The organism is Curtobacterium sp. UCD-KPL2560 (assembly GCF_001705035.1).
Taxonomy (GTDB): Bacteria; Actinomycetota; Actinomycetes; order Actinomycetales; family Microbacteriaceae; genus Curtobacterium.
In genome coordinates, this window is the sequence record NZ_MCIG01000006.1 from 60,484 (window position 1) to 84,380 (window position 23,897).

Here is a 23,897-nt window from a genome sequence, read left to right on the forward strand (position 1 = left end):
CCTCGTGGAGATCGACCGAACCCCCAGTTCCGTCCGACCACAGGAGCCCCCGGTGCGTTACCCACTGAACCGACCCGCTGACGACACGAGCGCGGCCGGCGTCACCCCGTCGCCGTCCTTCCCCGCCGTCGAGCAGGGGATCCTCGCGTTCTGGAAGCGCGACGACACGTTCCAGGCGTCCATCGACCAGCGCGAGGGCTGCACCGAGTGGACGTTCTACGACGGCCCGCCCTTCGCGAACGGCCTGCCGCACTACGGGCACCTGCTGACCGGGTACGCCAAGGACGTCTTCCCGCGCTACCAGACCATGCGCGGCAAGCAGGTGCACCGCCGGTTCGGCTGGGACACCCACGGGCTCCCCGCCGAGCTCGAGGCGATGCGGCAGCTCGGGATCACCGAGAAGCGCGAGATCGACGAGATGGGCGTGGACGTCTTCAACGCCGCGGCCAAGCAGTCGGTGCTCCGCTACACCGACGAGTGGCAGGCGTACGTCACCCGCCAGGCGCGCTGGGTCGACTTCGAGGACGACTACAAGACCCTCGACGTCACCTTCATGGAGAGCGTGCTGTGGGCGTGGAAGCAGCTCTGGGACAAGGGCCTCGCGTACGAGGGCTTCCGCGTGCTGCCCTACTGCTGGAACGACCAGACGCCGCTGTCGAACCACGAGCTCCGCATGGACGACGACGTCTACCAGATGCGGCAGGACCAGTCGGTGACGGTCACGTTCCCGCTGCGCGGGGACCGCGCCGAGGCGCTCGACCTGGCCGGCGTGCGGGCACTCGCCTGGACGACGACCCCCTGGACGCTGCCGACGAACGCCGCGCTCGCGGTCGGTCCGGAGATCGCCTACGCGGTCGTGCCGGCCGGGCCGGGAGGCGCGGCTGACGGTGGCGACGCCGGTTCCGCCCGGTACCTGCTCGCGTCCGACACCGTGGCCGCGCACGCGAAGGACCTCGGCTACGAGTCGGCCGACGACGCGCTCGCCGCCGTGCTCCGCACGGTCGCCGGCGCCGAGCTCGACGGCGTCGCCTACGAGCGCCTGTTCGACCACCTCGCCGACCAGGAGGGCTACGAGCACGCCTGGCGGATCCTCGTCGCCGACTACGTCGAGACGGGCGAGGGCACGGGCATCGTGCACCAGGCCCCGGCGTACGGCGCCGACGACCAGGAGGTCTGCGCCGCGGCGGGCATCCCCGTGGTGCTCTCGCTCGACGAGGGCGGCGTCTTCACGTCGCGGTTCGGCGAGGTCGCCGGCATGCTCTGGTCCGATGCGAACAAGCCGCTGACCAAGGCCGTGCGCGAGGCCGGTCGTCTGCTCCGCCAGGCCTCGTACGAGCACAGCTACCCGCACTGCTGGCGCTGCCGCAAGCCGCTCATCTACAAGGCCGTCTCGTCGTGGTTCGTCCGCGTCACGGCGTTCCGCGACCGCATGGGCGAGCTGAACCAGGACGTCAACTGGGTGCCGGACAACGTCAAGGACGGCCAGTTCGGCAAGTGGGTCGGCAACGCCATCGACTGGTCGGTGTCGCGCAACCGCTACTTCGGCACGCCGATCCCGGTGTGGGTCTCGGACGACCCGGCGTACCCGCGCCAGGACGTCTACGGTTCGCTCGAGGAGATCGAGCGCGACTTCGGTCGGCTCCCGCTGAACGCGGAGGGCGAGGTCGACCTGCACCGCCCGTTCATCGACGAGCTGACCCGGCCGAACCCCGACGACCCGACCGGGCGGTCGACCATGCGCCGGATCACCGACGTGTTCGACGTGTGGTTCGACTCGGGCTCGATGCCGTACGCCCAGGTGCACTACCCGTTCGAGAACCGCGAGTGGTTCGACAGCCACAGCCCGGCCGACTTCATCGTCGAGTACATCGGGCAGACCCGCGGCTGGTTCTACGTCATGCACGCGCTGTCCACCGCGCTGTTCGACCGCCCGGCGTTCCGGAACGTCATCAGCCACGGCATCGTCCTCGGCTCGGACGGCCAGAAGATGTCGAAGAGCCTGCGGAACTACCCGGACGTGTCCGAGGTGTTCGACCGCGACGGCGCCGACGCCATGCGCTGGTTCCTCATGTCGTCGTCGGTGATCCGCGGCGGCAACCTCGTCGTCACCGAGGAGGGCATCCGCCAGGGCGTCCGCGAGTTCCTGCTGCCGCTCTGGTCGACCTACTACTTCTTCACCCTGTACGCGAACGCCTCGGGGGAGTCGGGGTACCAGGCAACGCGGCGCACCGATAGCACCGACGTGCTCGACCGGTACCTGCTCGCGAAGACCCGTGTGCTCGTCGAGGACGTCACGACGCACCTCGACGCGCTCGACACCCCGCTCGCGGCGCAGGCCGTGCGTGACTTCGCCGACGTCCTGACGAACTGGTACGTCCGGCGCTCCCGCGACAAGTTCTGGCTCGGTGCCGGCTCCTCGCCCGAGGCGCAGGCGGCGTTCGACACGCTGTACACCGTGCTCGAGACGCTCACCCGCGTCGCCGCACCGCTCGCACCGCTCGTCACCGAGGAGGTCTGGAAGGGCCTGACCGGCGGACGCAGCGTCCACCTCGAGGACTTCCCGGACGCCGCCGAGTTCCCCGCCGACGACGCCCTGGTCGCGGCGATGGACCGCGTCCGTGACGTCGCGTCGAAGGGCCTCGCGCTCCGCAAGGCGACCGGCAAGCGCGTGCGGCTGCCCCTCGCGACGCTCACCCTCGTGGTGCCGGACCCGGACGCGATCGCGGACTTCGCCGACATCCTGCGCGACGAGCTCAACGTCAAGCGCGTCGTCCTCGAGCAGCAGGAGGAGTCCTCGCTCGGCCGGTACGGGATCGAGCGGAAGCTCACCGTCAACGCCCGCGCCGCCGGTCCCCGCATCGGCGGGCAGGTGCAGCAGGTCATCCCGGCCGCCAAGCGCGGTGACTGGGTCGCGACCGACACCGGCGTCACCGTCGGCGGTGTCGACCTCGTCGAGGGTGAGTACTCGCTCGACCTCACCGCGGCGGACGACTCCGTCGCGGTGGCGTTCCTCGACGGCGGCGGCTTCGCGGTGCTCGACACCGTGACGACGCCGGAGCTCGAGGCCGAGGGGCTCGCACGCGACGTCGTCCGCGCCGTGCAGCAGGCCCGTCGCGACGCCGACCTCGACGTCAGCGACCGCATCACCCTGACGCTCGGTGTCGACGCGACCGCGGGTGCCGCGGTCCGGGCGCACCAGGAACTCATCGCGGGGGAGACCCTCGCGACGACCGTGCACGTGGCCGAACGTGCCTTCGCCGACGGCGAGGGCACCGACGTCGGTGCCGCAGCGAAGGTGTCCGTGGAGGTGGCACGCGCATGAGCGACAGCAACCAGTACGACAGCGACCAGTACGACGACCAGTACGACGACGAGCACGACGACGATCGTCACGACGAGTCCGACGGGTCCGGCGGGCACGCCGACGGCTCCGTCGCCGACGGCGGCGCCGACGGCGTCGCGATCCCGGTCGGCCCAGCGGGCGACCAGGCCCCCGGCGCCGTCCTGCCCTACGGCGGGGACGACGACGAGGTCCGGCGGGTCGAGGCGGCCCTGTACGCCCGGATCGGCGAGCAGGCCCCGGAACGCCGGCTGCACGCCACCCGGCGCGCGGTCGAGCTCCTCGGCGACCCGCACCTCGCGTACCCGGTCGTCCACCTCACCGGCACGAACGGCAAGACCTCGACCGCCCGGATGACCGAGAGCATCGTCCGCGCCCACGGTCTGCGCACCGGGCTCATGACGAGCCCGCACCTGGTGTCGATCCGGGAGCGCATCGTCATCGACGGCGAGCCGATCGCGCCGGCGCGCTTCGTCGAGAACTGGGACGACATCACCCCGATCCTCGAGATGACCGACGCCGAGCTCACCGCGAAGGGCGAGCAGCCGCTGACCTTCTTCGAGGCGCTGACCGTCCTGGCGCTCGCGTGCTTCGCCGAGGCACCCGTCGACGTCGCCGTGATCGAGGTCGGCATGGGCGGCGAGTGGGACTCCACGAACGTCGTGCAGAGCCAGGTCCAGGTGTTCACCCCGATCGCGATCGACCACGCCAAGCAGCTCGGCGGCACCGTCGCCGAGATCGCCCGCACCAAGTCGGGCATCGTCAAGCCGTCCTCGGCGGTCGTGTCGAGCGCGCAGGCGCCCGAGGCGCTCGCCGAGCTCGAGCGCGCCGTCGAGCTCACCGAGTCGACGCTCACGGTCGAGGGCGCCGGGTTCTCGGTGCTCGACGTGACCCCGGCGGTCGGCGGGCAGCTCGTCACCGTGCAGGGCATCGCCGGCCGGTACGACGACCTGTTCCTGCCGCTCTTCGGGCGCCACCAGGCGCAGAACGCCGCCGTCGCGATCGCCGCGGTCGAGTCGTTCCTCGGCCGCGGGTCGCAGGCCCTCGACGAGGACGTGCTGTCCGAGGGCCTCGCCGGGACGACGAGCCCCGGCCGCCTGCAGCCGATCGCGCAGGAGCCGACCGTCGTGGTCGACGCCGCGCACAACCCGCACGGTGCCCGCGCACTCGCCGCGGCGCTGCCCGTCGCGTTCCCCTCCGGGCACGTCGTCGGCGTCGTCGGGATCCTCGCCGACAAGGACGCCCGCGGGTTCGTCCGCGCGCTCCGGGACACCGTGCAGACGTTCGTCGTGACGCAGCCGCCGGGGGAGCGCGCGCTCGACGCGGACGCCTTCGCCCGGGTCGTCGTCGCCGAGGTCGGCGAGGACCGGGTCGTCGTCGAGCCGTCGCTCGCACAGGCACTGCGGGAAGCCCGCGACCTCGCGGACGAGGCGGACGCCGAGGACGCGCTCGTGCTCGTCGCCGGGTCGGTCGTCATGGTGGGCGCGGTCATGGACCTGGTCCACTCCGAGGGGGAGGCGAAGTGACGGACGCACCACGGGCCTCCCGACCGGGTCGCCAGCCGCGCGTACGGAAGCCGCGACGCGACCGCGGAGCACGGGAGAGCCTGCTGTCGATCGCCCTCGTGCTCGAGGCGATCATGTTCTTCTTCCCGATGCTCGTCGTGTACGGCAAGGGCACGCTCCCGCCCCTCGCGGCGTTCGGCGGCGGCATCGCCGCCATCGTCGTCCTCACAGTCGCCTCACGCCTGACCGACAAGCCCGCCGGTGTAGTGTTCGGGTGGCTGCTGCAGGCGGCCATCCTCGCCACCGGCTTCATCGAACCGTTCATGTTCGCGGTCGCGGTGGTGTTCCTGGCGCTGTGGGTTTTCTGCTTCGTCAAGGGCGGTCAGCTCGACCGTCTGAACGCCGCGCGCCGGGCCGCCGCGGGCGAGGGCTGACCCCCCACATCGACCACGAAACAGGAGACCTGCGTGTCCGATCTCGAAGAGACCCTCGTCCTCGTCAAGCCCGACGGCGTCGCCCGCCAGCTCACCGGTGAGATCCTCCGCCGGATCGAGGCCAAGGGCTACGAGATCGTCGACCTGAAGATGCTGACGGCGCCCCGTGACCTGCTCGACCAGCACTACGAGGAGCACCAGGGCAAGCCGTTCTTCGAGCCGCTCGTCGAGTTCATGCAGTCCGGTCCGGTCGTCGCCGTGCGCGTCGCCGGCAACGCCGCGATCGCGGGCTTCCGCTCGCTCGCCGGCACCACCGACCCGACCACGGCCGCGCCCGGCACCATCCGCGGCGACCTCGGCCGCGACTGGGGCCTCAAGGTGCAGCAGAACCTGGTGCACGGGTCCGACAGCCCCGAGTCCGCCGCGCGCGAGCTCGCGCTCTGGTTCGCCTGAGACGGGGAGACGACGTGACGAACAACGACCGACCGACCAAGAACGAGCGGCGCCAGCACGCGCGTGAGGTCGCCCGGCAGCGCGCCGACGCCGAGAAGCGCCGCAAGCGCCGCAACAAGTGGTTCCTCCAGGGCGGCATCGGCCTGGGCATCGTGGCGGTCGCGGCCATCGTCGCCATCGTCGTGGTGAACGTCAACAGCGGCGGCAGCACCTCGGCCGCTGGCCCGAAGAACATGGTCACCGGCGGCATCCAGTTCACCGGCGGCAACGGCGAGATGGCCCCCGTCACCACGAAGGGCGTCCCCGCCGACGGCACCCCGTCGCCGGTCGCCACCGCGAACGACGACGGCACCGTCAAGGTCGTCGAGTACGTCGACTGGGCCTGCCCGGTGTGCAAGCAGTTCGAGACCACCTACGGCGACCAGGTGAACGACCTGGTCAAGGACGGCAAGGCGACCCTCGAGGTGCACCCCGTGTCGATCCTCGACCGCAGCTACCTCGGCTCGCGCTACGCCAGCCGTGCCGCGAACGCCGCCATGTGCGTCGCGAACTTCGCCCCGGACAAGTTCCTGTCGGTGCAGCAGCAGTTCTTCGAGAAGCAGCCCGAGGAGGGCACGAAGGGCCTGACGAACGCCGAGATCGCCGACCTGGTGAAGGCCGGCGGCGCCACCGGTTCGGACATCTCCGAGTGCCTGTCCAGCGAGCACTACAAGGGCTGGGTCACGAAGTCGACGAACGAGGTCCTGCAGGACTCCTCGGTCGCGGGCCCGCAGGGCTTCGGGACGCCGACGATCCTCGTCAACGGCAAGCGCGTGGACAGCCTGACCGACGTCGTCTCGACGATCGAGGCAGCGGCGAAGTAACGCCCCACCACCGACGACGCCCCCGCTCCCGACCAGGGAGCGGGGGCGTCGTGCGTCGTGCGGACGCGTCGACCGCGGTCGCAGCCGTCAGAGCGTGCTGAGCACCCGGGGGAAGACGACCAGGATGCAGACGACGACCACCGCGTAGTTCGCGAGCACGAACGCCCACGAGAACGGCAGCAGGGTCCGGCCCGTGCGCTGCAGCCCGGCACCGAAGCGCCCCTGCGCCGCGTTCCAGATCGTGAAGACCCAGAACATCGGGATGGTCATCGACCAGACGAGCAGGCACCACGGGCACAGGTAGCCGATGACCCACACGGTCTGCGTGAACAGCCAGGTGACGAACACCCAGGCGAGGAACACGCCCGCGTTGAACGTGATCCAGAACCACCGGTGGCCGTTCCGCATGCCGGCGAGCAGCATCACGCCGACCGCGATCGGCGCGACGAAGCCCATCACGCCGATGAGCGGGTTCGGGAAGCCGAACAGCGACCCCTGCCAGCTCGTCATGACCTGCGAGCAGTTCACGAACGGGCTGACGTCGCAGCTCAGGACCGCCTGCGGGTTCTCGTACTTCTGGAACTCGTCCAGCACCAGGCGGAAGGCGGCGTACAGCGCGACGGCGCCGGTGACGATGAGGAGGACCGCCATCGCGATCGGACGACGGTGCGTGGTTGCGCTCGTGCTCACCGCGTCATCTTCGCACGCCCGTTCCGGCCCTTCCCTGGCAGGGCGTGCGACAATGGCCGAGTCGCGCGGTCCGACCGTGCGACGAGCAGAGCTTCCCGGGCCCAGCCCGGGCAACAGGTGCGGTGAGAGCGCACCGTGACCGGACGTGCGTCACTCCGACGCCGAATCCGCGTGGACCGGGTGTCCGCCGCGGAACCGGCGCGGACCGTACGAAGATGACGGACACCGGTCACAAGACAGCGACGACGGGGGCGTGGACGCCGCTCGTCACAACCGAAGGTTCCCGTGCCCGACAGGGTACGAGCAGAGTTCCCGCCGCCCGTCAGGGCGCGAGCGGGGTCAAGGAGTGCACCAGACCAATGGTGGAGCAGAACACCGACAACACGACCAACGACGACGCCACGCCGAAGCGCCGCGGCCGCCTGTTCGGCAGCCGCCGAGCGCGGTCGGGCGGCCTGGAGGCCCGTGGCGACGTCGACCGGACGACGACCGACACCGACGGGGTCACCCTCCCCGCCGACGCGGCGACCGACGAGCGCGTCGCGTCGCCCGACACCTCCGCCGCTGACGCGGCAGCGGTGCAGGACGGGACCGAGGCACCGTCCTCGGTCGTGGCGCAGGACGGAACGACCGTCCCGGTCGCGGTCGACCCGGTCGCCGCTGCGTCCGGTGAGCCGCACGACGTCTCGACGCTGACCGGGGACCTGCCGGTCGTCGGGGCGGCGTCCGACGGCGTGGGCAGCGACGGCGTCGGCGCCCTCGTCACCGGTGCCGACGCGCACGGGGCGCAGGCCGCCGGGACGCAGGACGAAGCAGGTGCGACCGCTGCCGACCCGACCACCGCCGGGGGCGACGTGCCGGACGACGCGGGGCGCGCCTCCCGTCCGGACGCCGCCGTGCAGACGGCCGACGCGTCCGACGAGGCGTCCGACGAGCCGTTCGTCCCGCGGGCCACGAGCACCCTCAGCCTGATCTTCCACGCGCCGGTGCTGCCCGAGGTGCCCGTCCGCGCCCCGCGCGACGAGCGGGACGACCGCGACGACGACGAGGACGACGACGAGCAGGGCGGCGGCCGTCGCCGCTCCCGCCGTCGTGGCACGAGCGCCGACCGCGAGCAGCGCGCGCCGCGCGACCACCAGGAGCCGCGCCGCCGCGAGCCGGAGCTCATCACCGAGCCGCAGCGCATCAAGGGCTCGACCCGCCTCGAGGCGAAGAAGCAGCGTCGCCGTGACGGTCGCGACGCCGGTCGTCGTCGCCAGGTGATCACCGAGGACGAGTTCCTCGCGCGCCGCGAGAGCGTCGACCGCCAGATGATCGTGCGGTCCAGCTCGTCGAAGATCGAGATCGGTGTGCTCGAGGACAACGTCCTCGCGGAGCACTACGTCACGAAGTCGCACAACGTCTCGCTCATCGGCAACGTCTACCTGGGCAAGGTCCAGAACGTGCTGCCCTCGATGGAGGCGGCGTTCGTCGACATCGGCCGCGGGCGCAACGCGGTCCTGTACGCGGGCGAGGTCGACTGGGCGTCGGTCGACACCGGCAACCACGGCCGTCGCATCGAGGCCGCCCTCAAGCCGGGCGACAAGGTGCTCGTGCAGGTCACGAAGGACCCGGTCGGCCACAAGGGTGCCCGGCTCACCAGCCAGGTCTCGCTGCCCGGCCGCTACCTCGTGTACGTGCCGAACGGCTCGATGAACGGCATCTCGCGCAAGCTGCCCGACACCGAGCGTGCCCGGCTGAAGAAGATCCTCAAGGAGGTCCTGCCCGAGCACGCCGGCGTCATCGTCCGCACGGCCGCCGAGGGCGCGACCGAGGAGCAGCTCACCCGCGACGTGCAGCGCCTGACCAGCCAGTGGGAGGCGATCCAGAAGAAGGTCGCCGGGGGCCACGCGCCGGTCATGCTGCACTCCGAGCCCGACCTGCTCGTGAAGATCGTCCGCGACGTCTTCAACGAGGACTTCACGAAGCTCATCATCGACGGCGACGCCGCGCGCGGGGTCATCGAGGACTACCTCGACGCCGTCGCGCCGGACCTCAAGGACCGCGTCGAGCTGTACGACGGCCCGGACTCCTTCGAGGAGTACCGCCTCAACGAGCAGATCGCCAAGGCGCTCGACCGCAAGGTGTGGCTGCCGTCGGGTGGCTCGCTCGTCATCGACCGCACCGAGGCGATGACCGTCGTCGACGTCAACACGGGCAAGTTCGTCGGATCCGGCGGCAACCTCGAGGAGACCGTCACGAAGAACAACCTCGAGGCCGCCGAGGAGCTCGTCCGCCAGCTGCGTCTGCGCGACATCGGCGGCATCATCGTCGTCGACTTCATCGACATGGTGCTCGAGTCGAACCGCGACCTGGTCCTCCGTCGTCTGGTCGAGTGCCTGAGCCGCGACCGGACGAAGCACCAGGTCGCCGAGGTCACCTCGCTCGGCCTCGTGCAGATGACCCGCAAGAAGATCGGCGTCGGCCTCCGCGAGTCCCTCGACGAGGTCAACGCGCAGGTGAACGACAACAACGCCGACCCCGGTCCGACCAAGGGCCGTCGCAAGGCCCGGAGCACCGGCGGCAACGGCTCGGGCAACGGGTCGAACGGTGGGTCCTCGAACGGCTCGTCGAACGGCACCGGCTCGAACGGCGGCGGCGCGGCGCACCAGATCACCGAGGACGTCAAGAACGCCCTGTCGCGCATCGCCGCCTCGACGCTGCCCCACGAGGAGTCCGACGCACCCCGGACCGGCATCGCGAACCCCCGCGGGGGAGCGGCCGCACCGGCAGCCGAGACTCCGGCGTCGCCCGCGTCGACCGCCACCCCGGTGTCCGCACCGGACGAGGCCGACCAGTCGCAGGGCCAGTCGCAGGGCGGCGAGCAGTCGTCCGGCAAGCGTCGTCGTCGTCGCGGTGGCCGCGGCGGCAACGGCGCAGGCGGGACCGTCGGCGCCGAGCAGACCCCGGCGGCCGAGGAGCGTCCGGCAGCCACGTCCGGTCGGTCCGAGTCCACGCCCGCGGCACGGGCAGCCGAGCAGGCGCCCGCGCCGGTCACCTCGGCCTCCGCGCCGACCGCCGCCGCCGAGCCCGTCAAGGCCCCGGCTCGTCGTCGGGCGAGCTCGAGCGCCACGGTGACGCCGGCCGACACCACGGTCGCGATCCTGGACATCCCGGTCGCCGTCACGAAGCGCGAGCCCCGACCGGTGACCGGCGATGCCGAGTCCCTGCTCGACTCGGTGCTGCAGGCACTCCCCGAGCCGAAGCAGCCCGGCCAGGGTCGCTCCCGCTCGCGTCGCGTCTCGTCGCCGAGCATCAGCGCTCCGGCCACCGCGGACACCGCCACCGACGCGGGCGACACGCCCGACGACGGTGCCGTGATCGTGGGCAACTGACGTGACCGACCCGGCGGGCCCCGGCCGGCAGCACGGCACCGGATCCCACGGAGCGGGCTGGGGACAGCCCGCTCCGGGGGACCGGATCCCCGCCGGGCCCACCGGACGGGGTCGTCCCGCCGGTGACCCGCGGCGTGCCGTCGCACCCGGGGCCTCGGTGGCGAACACCACGAGTGCGCTCATCGCGGTCGTCTCGATCGTCCTCGTCGAGTTCGTCTCGGGCCTGGCGTCGCTGGTCGGGACGACCCTCGTGGTGCACCCGTTCGGCAACGCCGGCACCGGTGCGTCCCTGCTCGGCAGCTTCGTCACGGGCGTGTTCACCGCGCCGCTGCCGTACTACCTGGTCACCTTCCTCGCGCTCGCGTTCCTGACGCCGATCGCCCGCCGCAGCCCGCTGCCGACCGTGCTGGTCCGCGCGCTGCTCGCCGGCGCCGCCGGGACCGTGGCGCTCGTGCTCGTGGGGATGGCCACCGCGCTGGTCGACCTCGGCCGTCCCGGGGCGGGGGGCCGGACCGTCGCGGCCGTCGTCACGGGCCCGCTGGCGAACGGCGTGCCGTTCACCCTCATGCTCCTCGGCACCGCGACCGTCGCGTGGCTCTGGACCGGACGCCCGGGAGGCGCTCGTCCCGGTGCCCGTGGCGGCTCGGGGCGTCTTGGCACGGTGCGGCCCGCCGACGCGGTGCCGTCGGCGACGGTGCAGCAGCCGGGCCAGGCGTGGGGACAGCCGCAGCCGGGCCGTCGACCCGCTCCGCAGCCCGGGGCGCAGGCGTGGCCGCAGCAGGACCCGCAGCAGCTGTGGGGGCAGCAGGACCCGCAGCAGCCCGTACGGGGGCAGCAGACGCCGCAGCAGGCCCCGTGGGGCCAGGGCCCCGCGCAGGGGCCGCAGGGGCCGCAGGGGACGTCGCAGGCCGAGCAGGGGCAGCACGGGGCGCCGCAGCCCGAGCAGCAGCCCCGGCCCTGGCAGCCGCCGGCACCGCGCTGAGCACAGATCCGCACCCGTCCCGGCACCCGTTGGCGAGACGAGGCGAGGCGGAGCCGGACCGACGTGTCGGCGGTGCGCCGCGCCTCCCGGCCGACGCCGCGTGCCGGCCCGCGGTCTCAGTCGGCGCGCTTGTCGCGCTGCGCGACCCGCAGCCCGCTCGCGATCAGCCGGAGCACGAGCTCCCGACCGCTCACCGCGGTGGCCCCGGCCGCGACGAGTTCGTCGTAGCGCGCGAGGGGCACGTCGTAGTGGTCGTGGTCGAACGCACGACGCGGGATCCCGGCACGGTGCGCGAAGGCGTGGAGCTCGTCGTACGACGCGTCGCTGACCAGGTGGGACCACACCGTGTCGTGCGCGGGCCAGCTCGGCGGGTCGATCAGGACGGTCACGGATCGATCGTACGTGTGTCGCCGTTTGACCGGACCTAGGGGGATCGAGTATTCTCGACCCCTGGTGTCAGCGGGCCGTTCTGCCTGCGTCGCCGATCGGGCCCGGCCTACCGGGAGCCGCTCGTGCAGAAGTGGGCACCCGAGACTTCCCTCAAGCAGAGTACGTAAGGATTTCCACGTGGTTTACGCAGTAGTGCGCGCCGGCGGCCGTCAGGAGAAGGTCGAGGTCGGCACCATCCTCACGATCGACCGTGCCAAGGCCGACGACAAGGGCAACATCGACCTCGCGCCGGTGCTCCTCGTGGACGGTGACAAGATCACGTCGGCCGCTTCCGAGCTCGCCGGCGTCACCGTCACCGCACAGGTGCTCGAGGACCTCCGCGGTCCGAAGGTCGTCATCCAGAAGTTCAAGAACAAGACCGGGTACAAGAAGCGTCAGGGTTTCCGCGCTGAGCTGACCCGCGTCAAGATCACCTCGATCGCGTAAGGCGGGAGTAGAAGATGGCACACAAGAAGGGTGCGAGCTCCACTCGCAACGGTCGTGACTCGAACGCACAGCGCCTCGGCGTGAAGCGCTTCGGTGGCCAGGTCGTCAACGCCGGGGAGATCATCCTCCGCCAGCGTGGCACCCACTTCCACCCGGGCGCCAACGTCGGCCGCGGTGGCGACGACACGCTGTTCGCCCTCTCGGCCGGTGCGGTCGAGTTCGGCACCAAGGGCGGCCGCAAGGTCGTCAACATCGTCGCGGCGTAGTCGACGAAGCGTTCTCAGTTGGAGGGGCGGGCCGAGTGCCCGCCCCTCCTTCGCTTTCCGCGGGCCGACCTGTCCGCACCCTCGCGGGCACACCGGCCCGCACCCTCGCGGGCACACCGGCCCGCGCCCTCGCGGGCCGATCTGCCCGCACCTTCGCGGACACACCTGTCCGCACCCTCGCGGGCACACCTGCCCGCACCGTAAGGAGTGGAACCATGGCGACCTTCGTCGACCGCGTGACCCTGCACCTCACCGCGGGGAACGGCGGCAACGGCTGCGTTTCGGTCCGCCGTGAGAAGTTCAAGCCCCTCGCCGGGCCCGACGGCGGCAACGGCGGTGACGGCGGCGACATCGTGCTCGTGGCCGACCCGCAGGTGACGACCCTGCTCGGCTACCACCGCTCGCCGCACCGTTCCTCGAAGAACGGCCAGCCCGGCATGGGCGACATGCGCAGCGGCGTGAGCGGCGAGACCCTCGAGCTGCCCGTCCCGATCGGCACCGTCGTGCACGACGAGGGCGGCGAGGTGCTCGCGGACATGACCGAGCCCGGCATGCGCGTCGTCGTCGCACCGGGCGGTCAGGGCGGCCTCGGCAACGCGGCCCTCGCAACCACCAAGCGCAAGGCCCCCGGCTTCGCCCTGCTGGGGACACCCGGGTGGACCGGCGACGTCAGCCTCGAGCTGAAGACCATCGCCGACGTCGCACTCGTCGGGTTCCCGAGCGCCGGCAAGTCCTCGCTCATCGCCGCGATCTCGGCCGCGAAGCCGAAGATCGCCGACTACCCGTTCACGACCCTGACCCCGAACCTCGGCGTCGTCGAGTCGGGCGAGGTCCGCTTCACGGTCGCCGACGTCCCCGGTCTCATCGAGGGCGCGTCGGAGGGCAAGGGCCTCGGCCTCGAGTTCCTGCGCCACGTCGAGCGCTGCGAGGCGCTCCTGCACGTCATCGACTGCGCGACGCTCGACCCGGGCCGCGACCCGTTGAGCGACCTCGACGTGATCCTCGGCGAGCTCGAGCGCTACCCGGTCCCCGAGGGCCAGACCCCGCTGCTCGAACGTCCGCAGCTCGTCGCCCTCAACAAGGTCGACGTGCCCGAGGCCGCCGAGCTCGCCGAGTTCGTCACGTCCGAGCTCGAGGACCGCCGCTACCGGGTGTTCCCGATCTCGACCGCGTCCCGCGCCGGCCTGCGCGAGCTGACCTTCGCGCTGGCCGAGGTCGTCGAGCAGGCCCGCGCCGCCCGTCCGGCCGTGCCCGAGCAGGAGCGCATCGTGCTCCGCCCGAAGGCCGTCAACGCGAAGCCCTTCACGGTTCGTGCCGAGGGCGGCGAGGAGCACCGCTTCTACCGCGTCCGCGGCGAGAAGCCGGAGCGCTGGGTCGTGCAGACCGACTTCACCAACGAGGAGGCGATCGGCTACCTGGCCGACCGGCTCGCCAAGCTCGGCGTCGAGGACGGCCTGTTCAAGGCCGGCGCGGTCGCCGGGTCGACGGTCGTCATCGGTGGCGACGGGGGCATGATCTTCGACTGGGAGCCCACGCTCACCTCGACCGCCGAGCTCATCACGAGCGCGCGTGGCACCGACTCCCGGGTGGGTGGGTCCTCGCGACCGACCCGCAACGAGCGCCGCGAGGACTACTTCGAGCGCATGGACGCCAAGGCGGCGGCGCGCGCCGAGCTCGAGCAGGAGCGCATCGCCGGCCTGTGGGCCGACGACGACGAGGACGGCCGCTGACGGCGGTCCGCCGACGCAGCAGCCCCGACCGACGAGGGACCGACGACCGATGACCGAGACGACCGACCGCGCCGACACCGGAGCCGTGCTGGAGCGGGCTGACGTCCCGCGTGCCCGGCGCCTCGTCGTCAAGGTCGGTTCGTCGTCGGTCAGCGGCGACGCGGCCGGCCAGATCGGCGCGCTCGTCGACGCCCTGGCCGCCGTGCACGCCCGGGGGACCGAGGTCGTGCTCGTGTCCTCGGGCGCCATCGCGACCGGGTTCCCGTTCCTCGGGCTCGAGGGCCGCCCGGACGACCTCGCGACCCAGCAGGCGGCCGCGGCGACCGGGCAGAACCTCCTGATGTTCCGGTACCAGAAGGAGCTCGACCGGCACGGCGTCGTCGCGGCCCAGGTCCTGCTCACCGCGGGGGACATGCAGAACCCGACGCACCGGGTGAACGCGCAACGGGCCGTCGACCGGCTGCTCGAGCTGCGGGTCCTGCCGATCGTGAACGAGAACGACACCGTGGCCACGCACGAGATCCGCTTCGGCGACAACGACCGGCTGGCCGCCCTCGTCGCGCGCCTGCTCGGCGCCGACGCGCTCGTGCTGCTCTCCGACGTCGAGTCGCTGTACACGCGGCCGCCGGAGCACCCCGACGCGCGGCCGATCCACGACGTCCCGTTCGGCGACGAGCTCGCCGGGGTCACGTTCGGCGCGTCGGGAGCGGCCGGCGTGGGTACCGGGGGAGCGGCCACGAAGGTCGCCGCTGCCCGGCTCGCCGCCGAGGCCGGCACCGCCGTGCTCGTGACCGCGACCGGCCTGGTCGAGCGCGCGCTGGCCGGCGAGCAGGTCGGCACCTTCTTCCACCCGGCTCCGCGGGGCTGACCCGACCTGGTCCACCGGTCGGGAGGCGCGGTGCGGCCGGGTGGGTCCGGCGCGTCGCGCGCCGGGTCGCGGTCGGGAGGCGCGGCGCGGCCGGAAGGGTCCGGTTCGTCGCGTGCGGGGTCGCGACCACTTCGCGTGGCCGGCTCCTCCTCCACAGGGCGGCCTGGCACGGATGCCCTCCACCGGACCGACGCAGGAGGTCACGTCCGGCCCGTCCGCTCCTACAATCGGACCATGTCGCTGACCGCACCCGCCCCGACCCTCACCGACAAGCTGGTCGCCGCCCGCAGCGCGTCCACCGTGCTCGCGACCGCGACGACGTCGGTCAAGGACGCCGCACTGCGCGCGGTCGCGGCACGGCTGCGCGGGGACACCGACGCCATCGTCGCGGCCAACCACCAGGACCTCGTGGCGGGCGAGGAGAGCGGCCTGTCCTCCGGCCTGCTCGACCGTCTGCGGCTCGACGCCACCCGGATCGAGGCCCTCGCGGCAGCCGTCGAGCACGTCGTGGGGCTCACCGACCCGGTCGGCCAGCACGTCCGTGGGTCACGACTGCCGAACGGGCTGCAGCTGTCGCAGGTGCGTGTGCCCTTCGGCGTGGTCGGCGCGATCTACGAGGCCCGTCCGAACGTCACCGTGGACATCGCCGCGCTCGGCCTGAAGAGCGGGAACGCGGTGGTCCTGCGCGGGGGATCGGCCGCCCTCCGCACCAACGCGGTGCTCGTCGACACGGTCCGTGCCGCGCTCGGGTCCGTCGGCCTGCCCGAGGACCTGGTCCAGACCATCGACGAGTTCGGGCGTCAGGGGGCGACCGAGCTCATGCGTGCCCGCGGGCTCGTCGACGTCCTGATCCCGCGGGGGAGCGCGTCGCTCATCCAGACCGTCGTCACCGAGTCGCAGGTGCCGGTGATCGAGACCGGCGCCGGCGTCGTGCACGTGTTCCTCGACGCCTCCGCCCCCGAGGGCCGCGCGGTCGACATCGTGCTCAACAGCAAGGTGCAGCGGCCGAGCGTCTGCAACGCCCTCGAGACCCTGCTCGTGCACCGGGCGGCGGCCGAACGCCTGCTCCCGGTGCTCGCCGCGCGCCTCCGTGCCGCCGGTGTCACCCTCCGCGGTGACGACGCGACCCGCACGATCGTCCCGGGGGTGCTCCGCGCGACCGAGGCCGACTGGGGCACCGAGTCGATGGACCTCGACCTCTCGATCCGCGTCGTGGCCGACGTCGACGAGGCGATGGCGCACATCGCGCGGTGGTCGACGCACCACACCGAGTCGATCGTCACCGACGACGTCGACACCGCGGAGCGCTTCCTGGCCCAGGTGGACTCGGCCGTCGTGATGGCGAACGCGTCGACACGGTTCACCGACGGCGGCGAGTTCGGCTTCGGTGCCGAGGTCGGGATCTCGACGCAGAAGCTGCACGCCCGTGGGCCGATGGGGTTGCCGGAACTCACGAGCACCAAGTGGATCGTGCGCGGTCAGGGACAGATCCGCGGCTAGACTGGGCGGCGTCTTCCCCCCGATCGAACGGAGCACCGGTCCGATGACCTTCCTCGCTGAAGCCGCAGAACACTCCTCCGGGGTCCCCGCGTTCGTCTTCCCCATGGTCGCCGCGCTCTTCTTCACGTTCCTCGGGTTCGTGACCTGGAGCTTCCGCGACGTCGCGTACCGCCACTCCCAGAAGTTCGAGGCCACCCGCCACCACGAGACGGGTGTGGACGAGTTCGGTCACACCAAGCACTGACCTCCGGCTCGATGCTCGAGAGCACGGGGCGCCCACGCATCGGCGTGATGGGTGGCACCTTCGACCCGATCCACCACGGACACCTCGTGGCGGCGTCGGAGGTCGCGCGCGCCTTCGACCTCGACGAGGTCGTCTTCGTGCCCACCGGCCAGCCGTACATGAAGTCGGACGTCACGGACGCCGAGCACCGGTACCTCATGACGGTCATCGCGACGGCGTCGAACCCGATGTTCACGGTCAGCCGGGTCGACATCGACCGTCCCGGACCGACGTACACGGTCGACACGCTCCGTGACCTGCACGCGCAGCGTCCCGATGCCCAGCTCGTCTTCATCTCGGGCGCGGACGCCGTCCAGCAGATCCTCGACTGGAAGGACCACGATGGGCTGTGGGACCTGGCGCACTTCGTCGCGGTCACCCGGCCGGGACACGACCTCAGCATCACCGGACTGCCCGAACGCGACGTAAGCTTGCTCGAAGTCCCCGCGTTGGCGATATCGTCCACCGACTGCCGCGACCGGGTCAGGCGCGGGTCACCCGTGTGGTACTTGGTCCCCGACGGTGTCGTCCAGTACATCTCCAAGCACCATCTGTATCGGAGCGTTGCATGAGTTCGTCCGACGCGCAGCCGCCACTGTCGCGGCGCGAAGCGCGCGAGCGGGAGCGTGCCGCCGCAGCCGGTTCGCAGCCCGTCACGCCCCCGCCGACCGTCACGCCGCAGGCCGACCAGCCGAGCGAGGAACGCCGCCGCCCGGGTTCGCACGTCGCGCCGTCGCCCTCCGGGCCGGCGCAGCGGTCCGCCCAGGGCACCCCCGGTGCGTTCCCGCTCGCCCCGGCCTCCGGCGCCGAGGCGTCCGGCGACCCCTCGTCGTCCACGCCGTCACCCGCGAGCCCGGCACCGGCCTCGGCGACCGAGATCGTCCCCGGTACCGGAGGGCTGACGCGTCGTCAGCTCCGTCTGCGCCGTGAGGCCGAGGGACAGGCGGTCCAGCCCGTCCCGCTGCGGGCACCGACCCCGCAGTCGTCCGACCGCACCGTGCAGGACGTCCTCGGTTCCGTGGACCGGCTCGACACCGACGAGCCCCCGACCCCCGTGCGCCCGGCCTCGGCAGCACCCTCGCCGGCAGCTCCCGAGCGTGCGGCCGTCCCGGTGCCCTCGGCGGAGGACGCCCCCTCCGTGCCGTCGCCCGCGGCCCCCGTCGGCTCGACGCCGACCCCGTCGGTGCCGTCCGCCCCTGAGCCCGGGGAGACCGTCCGGCTCGACGCGGCCGCCGTCGCGCAGGCGACCGAGGCCGACGGTTCGCCGGACGACCTCGAGCCGCTCAGCGAGGCCGCGGCACACGCCGAGGAGCCCCGCCGGCACCGGTCCACGTGGTCGTCGCCCGACGAGGACGCTGACGCGGACACCGCCGACACCGCCGACACCGCGACCACGCCCGGCACCGACCTGCCGACCTCGTCGACGCCGGTCGTGTTCCCGCTGTCGCTCGACGACGACACGAACGAGGTCCCGGTCCAGCGCCCGACCTCCGCGTCGGCACGCCCGGCCTCTGCCGACGACGCGCCCCGCGTGCCGGCCTCCTTCGCCCGTCCGGTCGAGCCGAAGCCGGTGACGACGGCGTTCACCCCGCCGGCCGGTCACTGGTCGCAGCTCGCGGACGACGCGAACGACGCCGAGGTGCACGACGAGGAGACCGGCACCCGCCGTGTCGCCGTGCAGAACACGAACTCGATCGTGCTCCCCGACTCCGCACTGGCCGACCCGACCGGCGCGCTGAACGCCACGGGCGAGGTGATCCTGACCGGGTCGATCGACCTGCCCGCGTCGCTGTCCTCGACCGGGTCGCACCGACCGATCGACGGCGCCGAGGTCGACCGTCTGCTCGAGCAGCACGACGAGCAGCCCGAGACGGACGCGAGCCCGGTCCGTGCGAGCCGCGCCATCTCCAGCCACACCTCGACGCGACAGGTCGTCCTCGCCGCCGCCAAGCCCAAGGAGTCCCGCACGCCGGTGATCCTCGGTGTGACGGTCGGTGCCGTGGGCCTCGCTGCGGCTGCGGTCATCATCGTGGCCCTGGTCACGACGCACATGGGCGGCTGACCGGCCGTTCCCCGTCCGGACCGCCCCGTGGTGGTCCGACCAGACGCACTCCGGTGGCGATCGACGTCGCCGGTCCGATCGTCCCCCGCGCCCGTGGCCTGGCCGCTGTCGGTGGGGTGGCCTATGATCGGGACCCATCACACGGGTCCGCACGCTGCGGGTCCGACGACCGGAAGGACTCCGTGACCGCCTCTCCCCGTGCAGTGGAACTCGTCCAGCTCGCCGCCCAGGCAGCTGACGCCAAGCAGGCCGAAGACCTCGTCGCCCTCGACGTGACCGCGCCGCTGCAGCTCACCGACGTGTTCCTGCTCGCGACCGGCCGGAACGAGCGCAACGTGCTCGCCATCGCGGACGAGATCGAGGACCGGCTCCTCGCCGACGGCGCCAAGCCGCTCCGTCGCGAAGGCCGTGCCGAGGGCCGCTGGGTGCTCATCGACTTCGGTGACATCGTCGTGCACGTCTTCCACGAGGAAGACCGCCAGTACTACTCGCTCGAGCGTCTCTGGTCGGACTGCCCGACCATCCCGCTCGAGCTGCCGGTGGACCAGTCCGCCGCCGACCAGCCCGCCTGATCGGCCCACCACACGCGACGCGCCCGGGTGACGAGCTCGATTACGTCACCCGGCGTTCGCATGGTGTACGCTTCCATGGTGCCTCCGGTTCGGAGGAACACCACACGAGCAAGTGAGAACTTGCACCGTGACCTGGGTCTGTGGCGCAGCTGGTAGCGCACCTGCATGGCATGCAGGGGGTCAGGGGTTCGAGTCCCCTCAGATCCACCCACACCGGAACCCCGTCGCTCACGAGCGGTGGGGTTTCGTCGTTCTCGAGCGCCTGTCGCTCCCGAGCGCCTGTCGTCCCCGCGCTCTTGGCGCTCCTGGCGTTCCCGGGGCCCGGTCGCTCCCTGATGCCCCGAGGCCCCGATCGACCCGTGGTGGTGCCGTTCCACGGCCCCGCGGTGGGTTCCGTACCGTCGCCACGCTCCCGCTACGCTGATCCGCATGAGCAACGACGCGCCCCTGTCCGGTTCCGCCCTGACGATCACCGCGGCGGGCTACACCGCCGAGATCGCCTCGGTGGGGGCATCGCTGCGCACCCTCCGGCACGAGGGCCGCGACCTGGTCGTGCCGTTCGACGCCGACGAGGTCCGTCCGGCCTTCCGGGGCGCGGTCCTCGCTCCGTGGCCGAACCGGGTCGTGGACGGCCGCTACACGTTCGGCGGCCGGGAGCACGAGCTGGCCCTGACCGAGCCGAAGCGCCACCACGCCCTGCACGGTCTGGTCGCGTGGACCGACTTCCGCACGGTCGCGCACGAGCCGGACCGTGCCGTCCTCGCCACCACGGTCGCCGCGCAGGAGGGCTACCCGTACCGCGTGGACGTCCTGGTCGAGTACCGCGTCGACGCCGACGGTCTGCACACCACCGTGACCGGCACGAACACCGGGCACGAGTCCGCGCCCTGGGGGACCGGTCCGCACCCGTACCTGGTCGGCGGGGCGGGGCGCGTCGACGACTGGACGCTCACGCTGCCGGCGGCCCGGGTGCTCGAGGTGACCGAGGACCGTCTCGTGCCGACCGGCCTCGCCGACGTGCACGACGAGTTCGACCTCCGCACCGCGACCCCGATCGGCGGCCGCTTCATCGACCACGCCTACACCGGCTTCGACCGCGACGACGAGGGGGTCGCGACGATCGTCCTCACCGGTGCCGACGGCCGCGGCGTCCGCGTGGCGTTCGGTCCCGAGTGCCCGTGGGTGCAGGTGCACACCGCCGACCACGTCGTCCCCGAGTACCACCGCGTCGGCCTGGCCGTCGAGCCGATGACGTGCGCGCCGGACGCCTTCAACACCGGCGAGGAGTCGGGGCTCGTCGTGCTCGAGCCGCACGCCTCGCACGCCGCCTCGTGGACGATCGCCGCGGTCTGACCGGAGCGCGGGCGCTCGTCCGCCGGTTCGGGTGGACCCCGGACCTCGGCTCCCTCGCGGCCTCGGCGGCCGGCGACGTCGTCTGGCTCGACTCCGCCCTGCCCGACGGCGCACCGGACGCCGCACGTGAGCGGGCCCGCTGGTCCGTCCTCGCCCTGACCGGCGGGCCGTTCGGTGCCGGGTTCCGGCACGAGGACCGTCGTGCACTCCTCGACGTGTCCCCGGCCGCGGAGGCGTGGTTCGGTCCCTCGCGGAGCGTCGACGCGGGCGCGTTCGCGACGCTCGGGGACCTGCTCGCACGCACACCGGCCTGCACCGCGCCGATCGCCGGGTGCGGCTTCGCGCTGGGGTGGGTGGGCTTCCTCGGGTACGAGCTCGGCCGTGAGACCGACGGGCCGGACCGGACCGCCGGGCAGCACGCGGACGCCGACCTGCGGTTCGTGGACCGGGCCGTCGTGGTCGACGCGGACGGCGGCGCGTGGGCGCTCGCCCTCGTCGTGGACACGGACACGGACACGGGCGCGGACGCGGAAGCGGGCACGGACACGGACGGTGCGGCAGGCGCGGCCAGCACGGCGAACCGCGCGTGGCTCGACGAGGTGACCACGCGACCGGCCGCCGCGGTGGACGCGGGCGCGACCACGGGCCTCCCGGCCGGTGCGGTGACCGGGGTGCCGGGCGTGACCGGCGGGGCGGGCGCGGCCACGGGCCTCCCGACCGGTGTGGCGACCGGGCGCGTGTCGCGGGCCGCCTACGAGACCGCGGTCGAGACCTGCCGTGCGGAGATCCGCGAGGGCAACGCCTTCCAGGTGTGCCTCACCACCGCCTTCGCGGTCGGCCTGGAGGCGCGGGTCGGGCCCGCCACGGACCCGCACCTGGACGAGTACCTGCGGCTGCGCGCCGTCGACCCGGTGCCGTTCGGCGCCTACCTGCGGCTCGGACCGCTCCGGGTCGCGAGCCGCTCGCCGGAACGGTTCCTGCGCATCGACGCCGGCGGGCGGGTCCTCGCCGAACCCATCAAGGGCACCCGTCGTCGCGACCCGGACCCGGGCCGGGACGCCGTGGTGCGGGCCGACCTGGCGACGAGCGGCAAGGACCGCGCCGAGAACGTCATGATCGTCGACCTGCTGCGCAACGACCTGCTGCGCTCGGCGGTGCCCGGCTCGGTGCACGTCGAGCGGCTCTGCGCGGTCGAGACCTACGCGAGCGTGCACCAGCTCGTGTCGACGGTGTCGGCGCAGCTGCCCCCGGGCGCGTCGCGGGCCGAGGTGGTCCGTGCCGCGTTCCCGCCGGGGTCGATGACGGGCGCGCCGAAGCGCAGCGCGACCGCGATCGCCGACCGGCTCGAGGGTGCGCCGCGCGGGGTGTACTCGGGAGCGGTCGGGTACTTCTCGACGGACGGCACCGTCGACCTGTCGGTGGTGATCCGGACACTGGTGACGGTCCTCGACGACGCGGGCGCGGTCCGGTCCCGGTCCTTCGGGGCCGGGGGAGCGGTGACGTGGTCCTCGGTGGCGGCGGACGAGGCGGACGAGGTCGAGACGAAGACGCGGTCGGTGTTCGGCGGGCTGGGGGTCGTCGGGCGCTGGTGACGGGCGCGGGCCTGGGTGTTCGGGTTCGGGCTCGTGCGCGCGTGTACTCGCGTTGCGCGATCCGCGGATCACCGGCGTGTCGAACGTGCGTTCGGGCTGACTGTCCACAGGATGTCGGACCCGGTTGACATGATCGAACACATGTTCGAACATGAGGGCATGCAGACGGCGGCGGCACTCCTGTCGTCCGGGCGCGAGACGTCCGGACGCAGCAGACCTGCCCGCCCCGATCCGGACCGGATCCACACGGACCTGTCGGACCCCGACCTGGTGCGTCCGGAGCCGACGCGCACCGAACAGGTGCGCTCGGACCCGGCCCGTCCCGTGCGCCGTGTCGACCACCTCGGGGACGCCCGTGCCGCACTCGACCGCATCACGGCGCTCCGGTCCCGGGTCGCCGAGATGGAGGCCACGCGGGTCGACGTACAGGGGCTCCCGACGGCCCCGGCACTGCAACCGTTGCTGCCGGGTGGGGCGATCCGGGTCGGTGGTGCCTACGCGGTGCAGGAGTCGGTGCTGCTCGCGATGACCATGTTGCAGGCGGCCTCGGCCGAGGGCGCCTGGTGCGCGGTGGTGGGGGTGCCCTCCTTCGGGGTCGAGGCGGCAGCGGCGATGGGGATCGACCTCGAGCGGCTCGTGCTCGTCCCGGACCCGGGCGACCAGTGGCTGACCGTGACGGCGGCACTCGCCGACGTCGCCCAGATCGTGCTCACGCGACCGCTCGGCCGCGTGGTGCCGGGGGACGTGTCCCGGCTGTCGGCGCGCCTGCGGCAGCGTGGCGGAGCGCTCGTGGCCCTGGGCTCGTGGCCGGGCGCCGACGTCACGCTGCAGGTGACGGACTCGGTGTGGAGCGGCATCGGTGACGGGTACGGACACCTGGTCGAGCGTCGCGCGACCGTGACCGCCTCGGGCCGCGCCGGCGCCGGACGTCCGGTGCACGCCGAACTGCTCCTGCCCGCCGCCGACGGCGCGGTGCGCCCGGTCGAGCCCGTGACCACCGCCGGCTCGGTCGGCGGCGCGTCCCGCGTCCTGCGTCCCGTGGCGGTGGCGTCGTGACCCCGCGCGGCGGCGGTCGGCCCCGGGGCACCCGCACGCGGGCCGCGTCGCCCCGCAGCACCGGGACGGGTGTCCCCGGACCGGCGACGGTCCGAGCC

At 72.8% G+C, this 23,897-nt stretch carries 21 protein-coding genes and 1 tRNA gene; 20 read left to right on the forward strand and 2 right to left on the reverse strand.

What is annotated here, in order from left to right; all coding sequences use genetic code 11:
* Positions 1 to 52 precede the first annotated feature (52 nt).
* Genes ileS through BEP24_RS03300 form a run of 5 tightly spaced genes read left to right on the forward strand, consistent with a single transcriptional unit; the run spans position 53 to position 6,595 of the window.
* Positions 53 to 3,322, forward strand: coding sequence for an isoleucine--tRNA ligase (gene ileS, locus BEP24_RS03280; RefSeq protein ID WP_065960219.1), 3,270 nt, complete (start codon positions 53 to 55; stop codon positions 3,320 to 3,322).
* The gene (locus tag BEP24_RS03285) at positions 3,319 to 4,866 is read left to right on the forward strand and encodes a folylpolyglutamate synthase/dihydrofolate synthase family protein (protein ID WP_171898712.1); all 1,548 of its coding nucleotides are present in this window, start codon (positions 3,319 to 3,321) and stop codon (positions 4,864 to 4,866) included. The genes ileS and BEP24_RS03285 overlap by 4 nt, the downstream gene beginning before the upstream one ends.
* Positions 4,863 to 5,279 carry a DUF4233 domain-containing protein gene (locus BEP24_RS03290; protein WP_065960221.1) on the forward strand — a complete coding sequence of 139 codons (417 nt, stop codon included), beginning with the start codon at positions 4,863 to 4,865 and terminating at the stop codon, positions 5,277 to 5,279. The genes BEP24_RS03285 and BEP24_RS03290 overlap by 4 nt, the downstream gene beginning before the upstream one ends.
* A 33-nt stretch (positions 5,280 to 5,312) precedes the next feature.
* Positions 5,313 to 5,732 (forward strand): nucleoside-diphosphate kinase, encoded by a 420-nt coding sequence (gene ndk / locus BEP24_RS03295; RefSeq protein ID WP_065960223.1) that lies wholly within the window; start codon positions 5,313 to 5,315, stop codon positions 5,730 to 5,732.
* A gap of 14 nt (positions 5,733 to 5,746) precedes the next feature.
* Positions 5,747 to 6,595 (forward strand): thioredoxin domain-containing protein, encoded by an 849-nt coding sequence (locus tag BEP24_RS03300; protein ID WP_083230032.1) that lies wholly within the window; start codon positions 5,747 to 5,749, stop codon positions 6,593 to 6,595.
* A gap of 87 nt (positions 6,596 to 6,682) precedes the next feature.
* Here the strand turns inward: BEP24_RS03300 and BEP24_RS03305 are convergent, their stop codons facing one another.
* On the reverse strand, positions 6,683 to 7,285 hold the full coding sequence (locus tag BEP24_RS03305; RefSeq protein WP_253181549.1) for a vitamin K epoxide reductase family protein: 603 nt from the start codon (positions 7,283 to 7,285) through the stop codon (positions 6,683 to 6,685).
* A 359-nt stretch (positions 7,286 to 7,644) separates the two neighbouring features.
* Here BEP24_RS03305 and BEP24_RS03310 point away from each other — a divergent pair, with 359 nt between their 5' ends.
* Both BEP24_RS03310 and BEP24_RS03315 read left to right on the forward strand, forming a co-directional pair.
* Positions 7,645 to 10,659 (forward strand): Rne/Rng family ribonuclease, encoded by a 3,015-nt coding sequence (locus BEP24_RS03310; protein ID WP_065960228.1) that lies wholly within the window; start codon positions 7,645 to 7,647, stop codon positions 10,657 to 10,659.
* Positions 10,660 to 10,816: 157 nt separating this feature from the next.
* Positions 10,817 to 11,641, forward strand: a complete 825-nt coding sequence (locus BEP24_RS03315; protein ID WP_141693337.1) for a hypothetical protein — start codon at positions 10,817 to 10,819, stop codon at positions 11,639 to 11,641.
* 116 nt (positions 11,642 to 11,757) lie between these two features.
* On the opposite strand, the gene BEP24_RS03320 is transcribed toward BEP24_RS03315, so the two are convergent.
* Complete coding sequence (locus tag BEP24_RS03320) at positions 11,758 to 12,030, reverse strand: DUF4031 domain-containing protein (RefSeq protein WP_065960231.1); 273 nt, start codon at positions 12,028 to 12,030, stop codon at positions 11,758 to 11,760.
* 178 nt (positions 12,031 to 12,208) lie between these two features.
* On the opposite strand from BEP24_RS03320, the gene rplU reads away from it, so the two are divergent.
* The 13 genes from rplU (at position 12,209) to BEP24_RS03385 (ending at position 23,799) form a co-directional block, all read left to right on the forward strand.
* A complete protein-coding gene (rplU, locus tag BEP24_RS03325) occupies positions 12,209 to 12,517 on the forward strand; it encodes a 50S ribosomal protein L21 (protein WP_065960233.1) in 309 nt (102 codons plus the stop codon).
* A gap of 14 nt (positions 12,518 to 12,531) precedes the next feature.
* Positions 12,532 to 12,783 (forward strand): 50S ribosomal protein L27, encoded by a 252-nt coding sequence (gene rpmA, locus BEP24_RS03330; protein ID WP_065960235.1) that lies wholly within the window; start codon positions 12,532 to 12,534, stop codon positions 12,781 to 12,783.
* Positions 12,784 to 12,998: 215 nt separating this feature from the next.
* The gene (obgE, locus tag BEP24_RS03335; protein ID WP_065960237.1) at positions 12,999 to 14,513 is read left to right on the forward strand and encodes a GTPase ObgE; all 1,515 of its coding nucleotides are present in this window, start codon (positions 12,999 to 13,001) and stop codon (positions 14,511 to 14,513) included.
* Positions 14,514 to 14,562: 49 nt separating this feature from the next.
* Positions 14,563 to 15,381, forward strand: coding sequence for a glutamate 5-kinase (gene proB, locus BEP24_RS03340; RefSeq protein WP_065960240.1), 819 nt, complete (start codon positions 14,563 to 14,565; stop codon positions 15,379 to 15,381).
* A 234-nt stretch (positions 15,382 to 15,615) separates the two neighbouring features.
* Positions 15,616 to 16,881 (forward strand): glutamate-5-semialdehyde dehydrogenase, encoded by a 1,266-nt coding sequence (locus BEP24_RS03345; protein ID WP_065960241.1) that lies wholly within the window; start codon positions 15,616 to 15,618, stop codon positions 16,879 to 16,881.
* 43 nt (positions 16,882 to 16,924) lie between these two features.
* Positions 16,925 to 17,125 carry a hypothetical protein gene (locus tag BEP24_RS03350; RefSeq protein ID WP_065960243.1) on the forward strand — a complete coding sequence of 67 codons (201 nt, stop codon included), beginning with the start codon at positions 16,925 to 16,927 and terminating at the stop codon, positions 17,123 to 17,125.
* 11 nt (positions 17,126 to 17,136) lie between these two features.
* Positions 17,137 to 17,736 (forward strand): nicotinate-nucleotide adenylyltransferase, encoded by a 600-nt coding sequence (nadD, locus tag BEP24_RS03355; protein ID WP_065960247.1) that lies wholly within the window; start codon positions 17,137 to 17,139, stop codon positions 17,734 to 17,736.
* Entirely contained in the window at positions 17,733 to 19,226 is a 1,494-nt protein-coding gene (locus BEP24_RS03360) for a hypothetical protein (RefSeq protein ID WP_065960249.1), read from the forward strand. Before nadD ends, BEP24_RS03360 begins: the two co-directional genes overlap by 4 nt.
* Before the next feature lie 182 nt (positions 19,227 to 19,408).
* Positions 19,409 to 19,798, forward strand: coding sequence for a ribosome silencing factor (gene rsfS / locus BEP24_RS03365; RefSeq protein WP_065960276.1), 390 nt, complete (start codon positions 19,409 to 19,411; stop codon positions 19,796 to 19,798).
* A 134-nt stretch (positions 19,799 to 19,932) separates the two neighbouring features.
* Positions 19,933 to 20,005, forward strand: a tRNA-Ala gene (locus tag BEP24_RS03370).
* Positions 20,006 to 20,227: 222 nt separating this feature from the next.
* Complete coding sequence (locus tag BEP24_RS03375) at positions 20,228 to 21,151, forward strand: aldose 1-epimerase family protein (protein ID WP_065960252.1); 924 nt, start codon at positions 20,228 to 20,230, stop codon at positions 21,149 to 21,151.
* Positions 21,130 to 22,743 carry a chorismate-binding protein gene (locus tag BEP24_RS03380; protein ID WP_065960253.1) on the forward strand — a complete coding sequence of 538 codons (1,614 nt, stop codon included), beginning with the start codon at positions 21,130 to 21,132 and terminating at the stop codon, positions 22,741 to 22,743. The genes BEP24_RS03375 and BEP24_RS03380 overlap by 22 nt, the downstream gene beginning before the upstream one ends.
* A 141-nt stretch (positions 22,744 to 22,884) precedes the next feature.
* Entirely contained in the window at positions 22,885 to 23,799 is a 915-nt protein-coding gene (locus BEP24_RS03385) for a hypothetical protein (RefSeq protein ID WP_216093099.1), read from the forward strand.
* Positions 23,800 to 23,897: the final 98 nt, after the last annotated feature.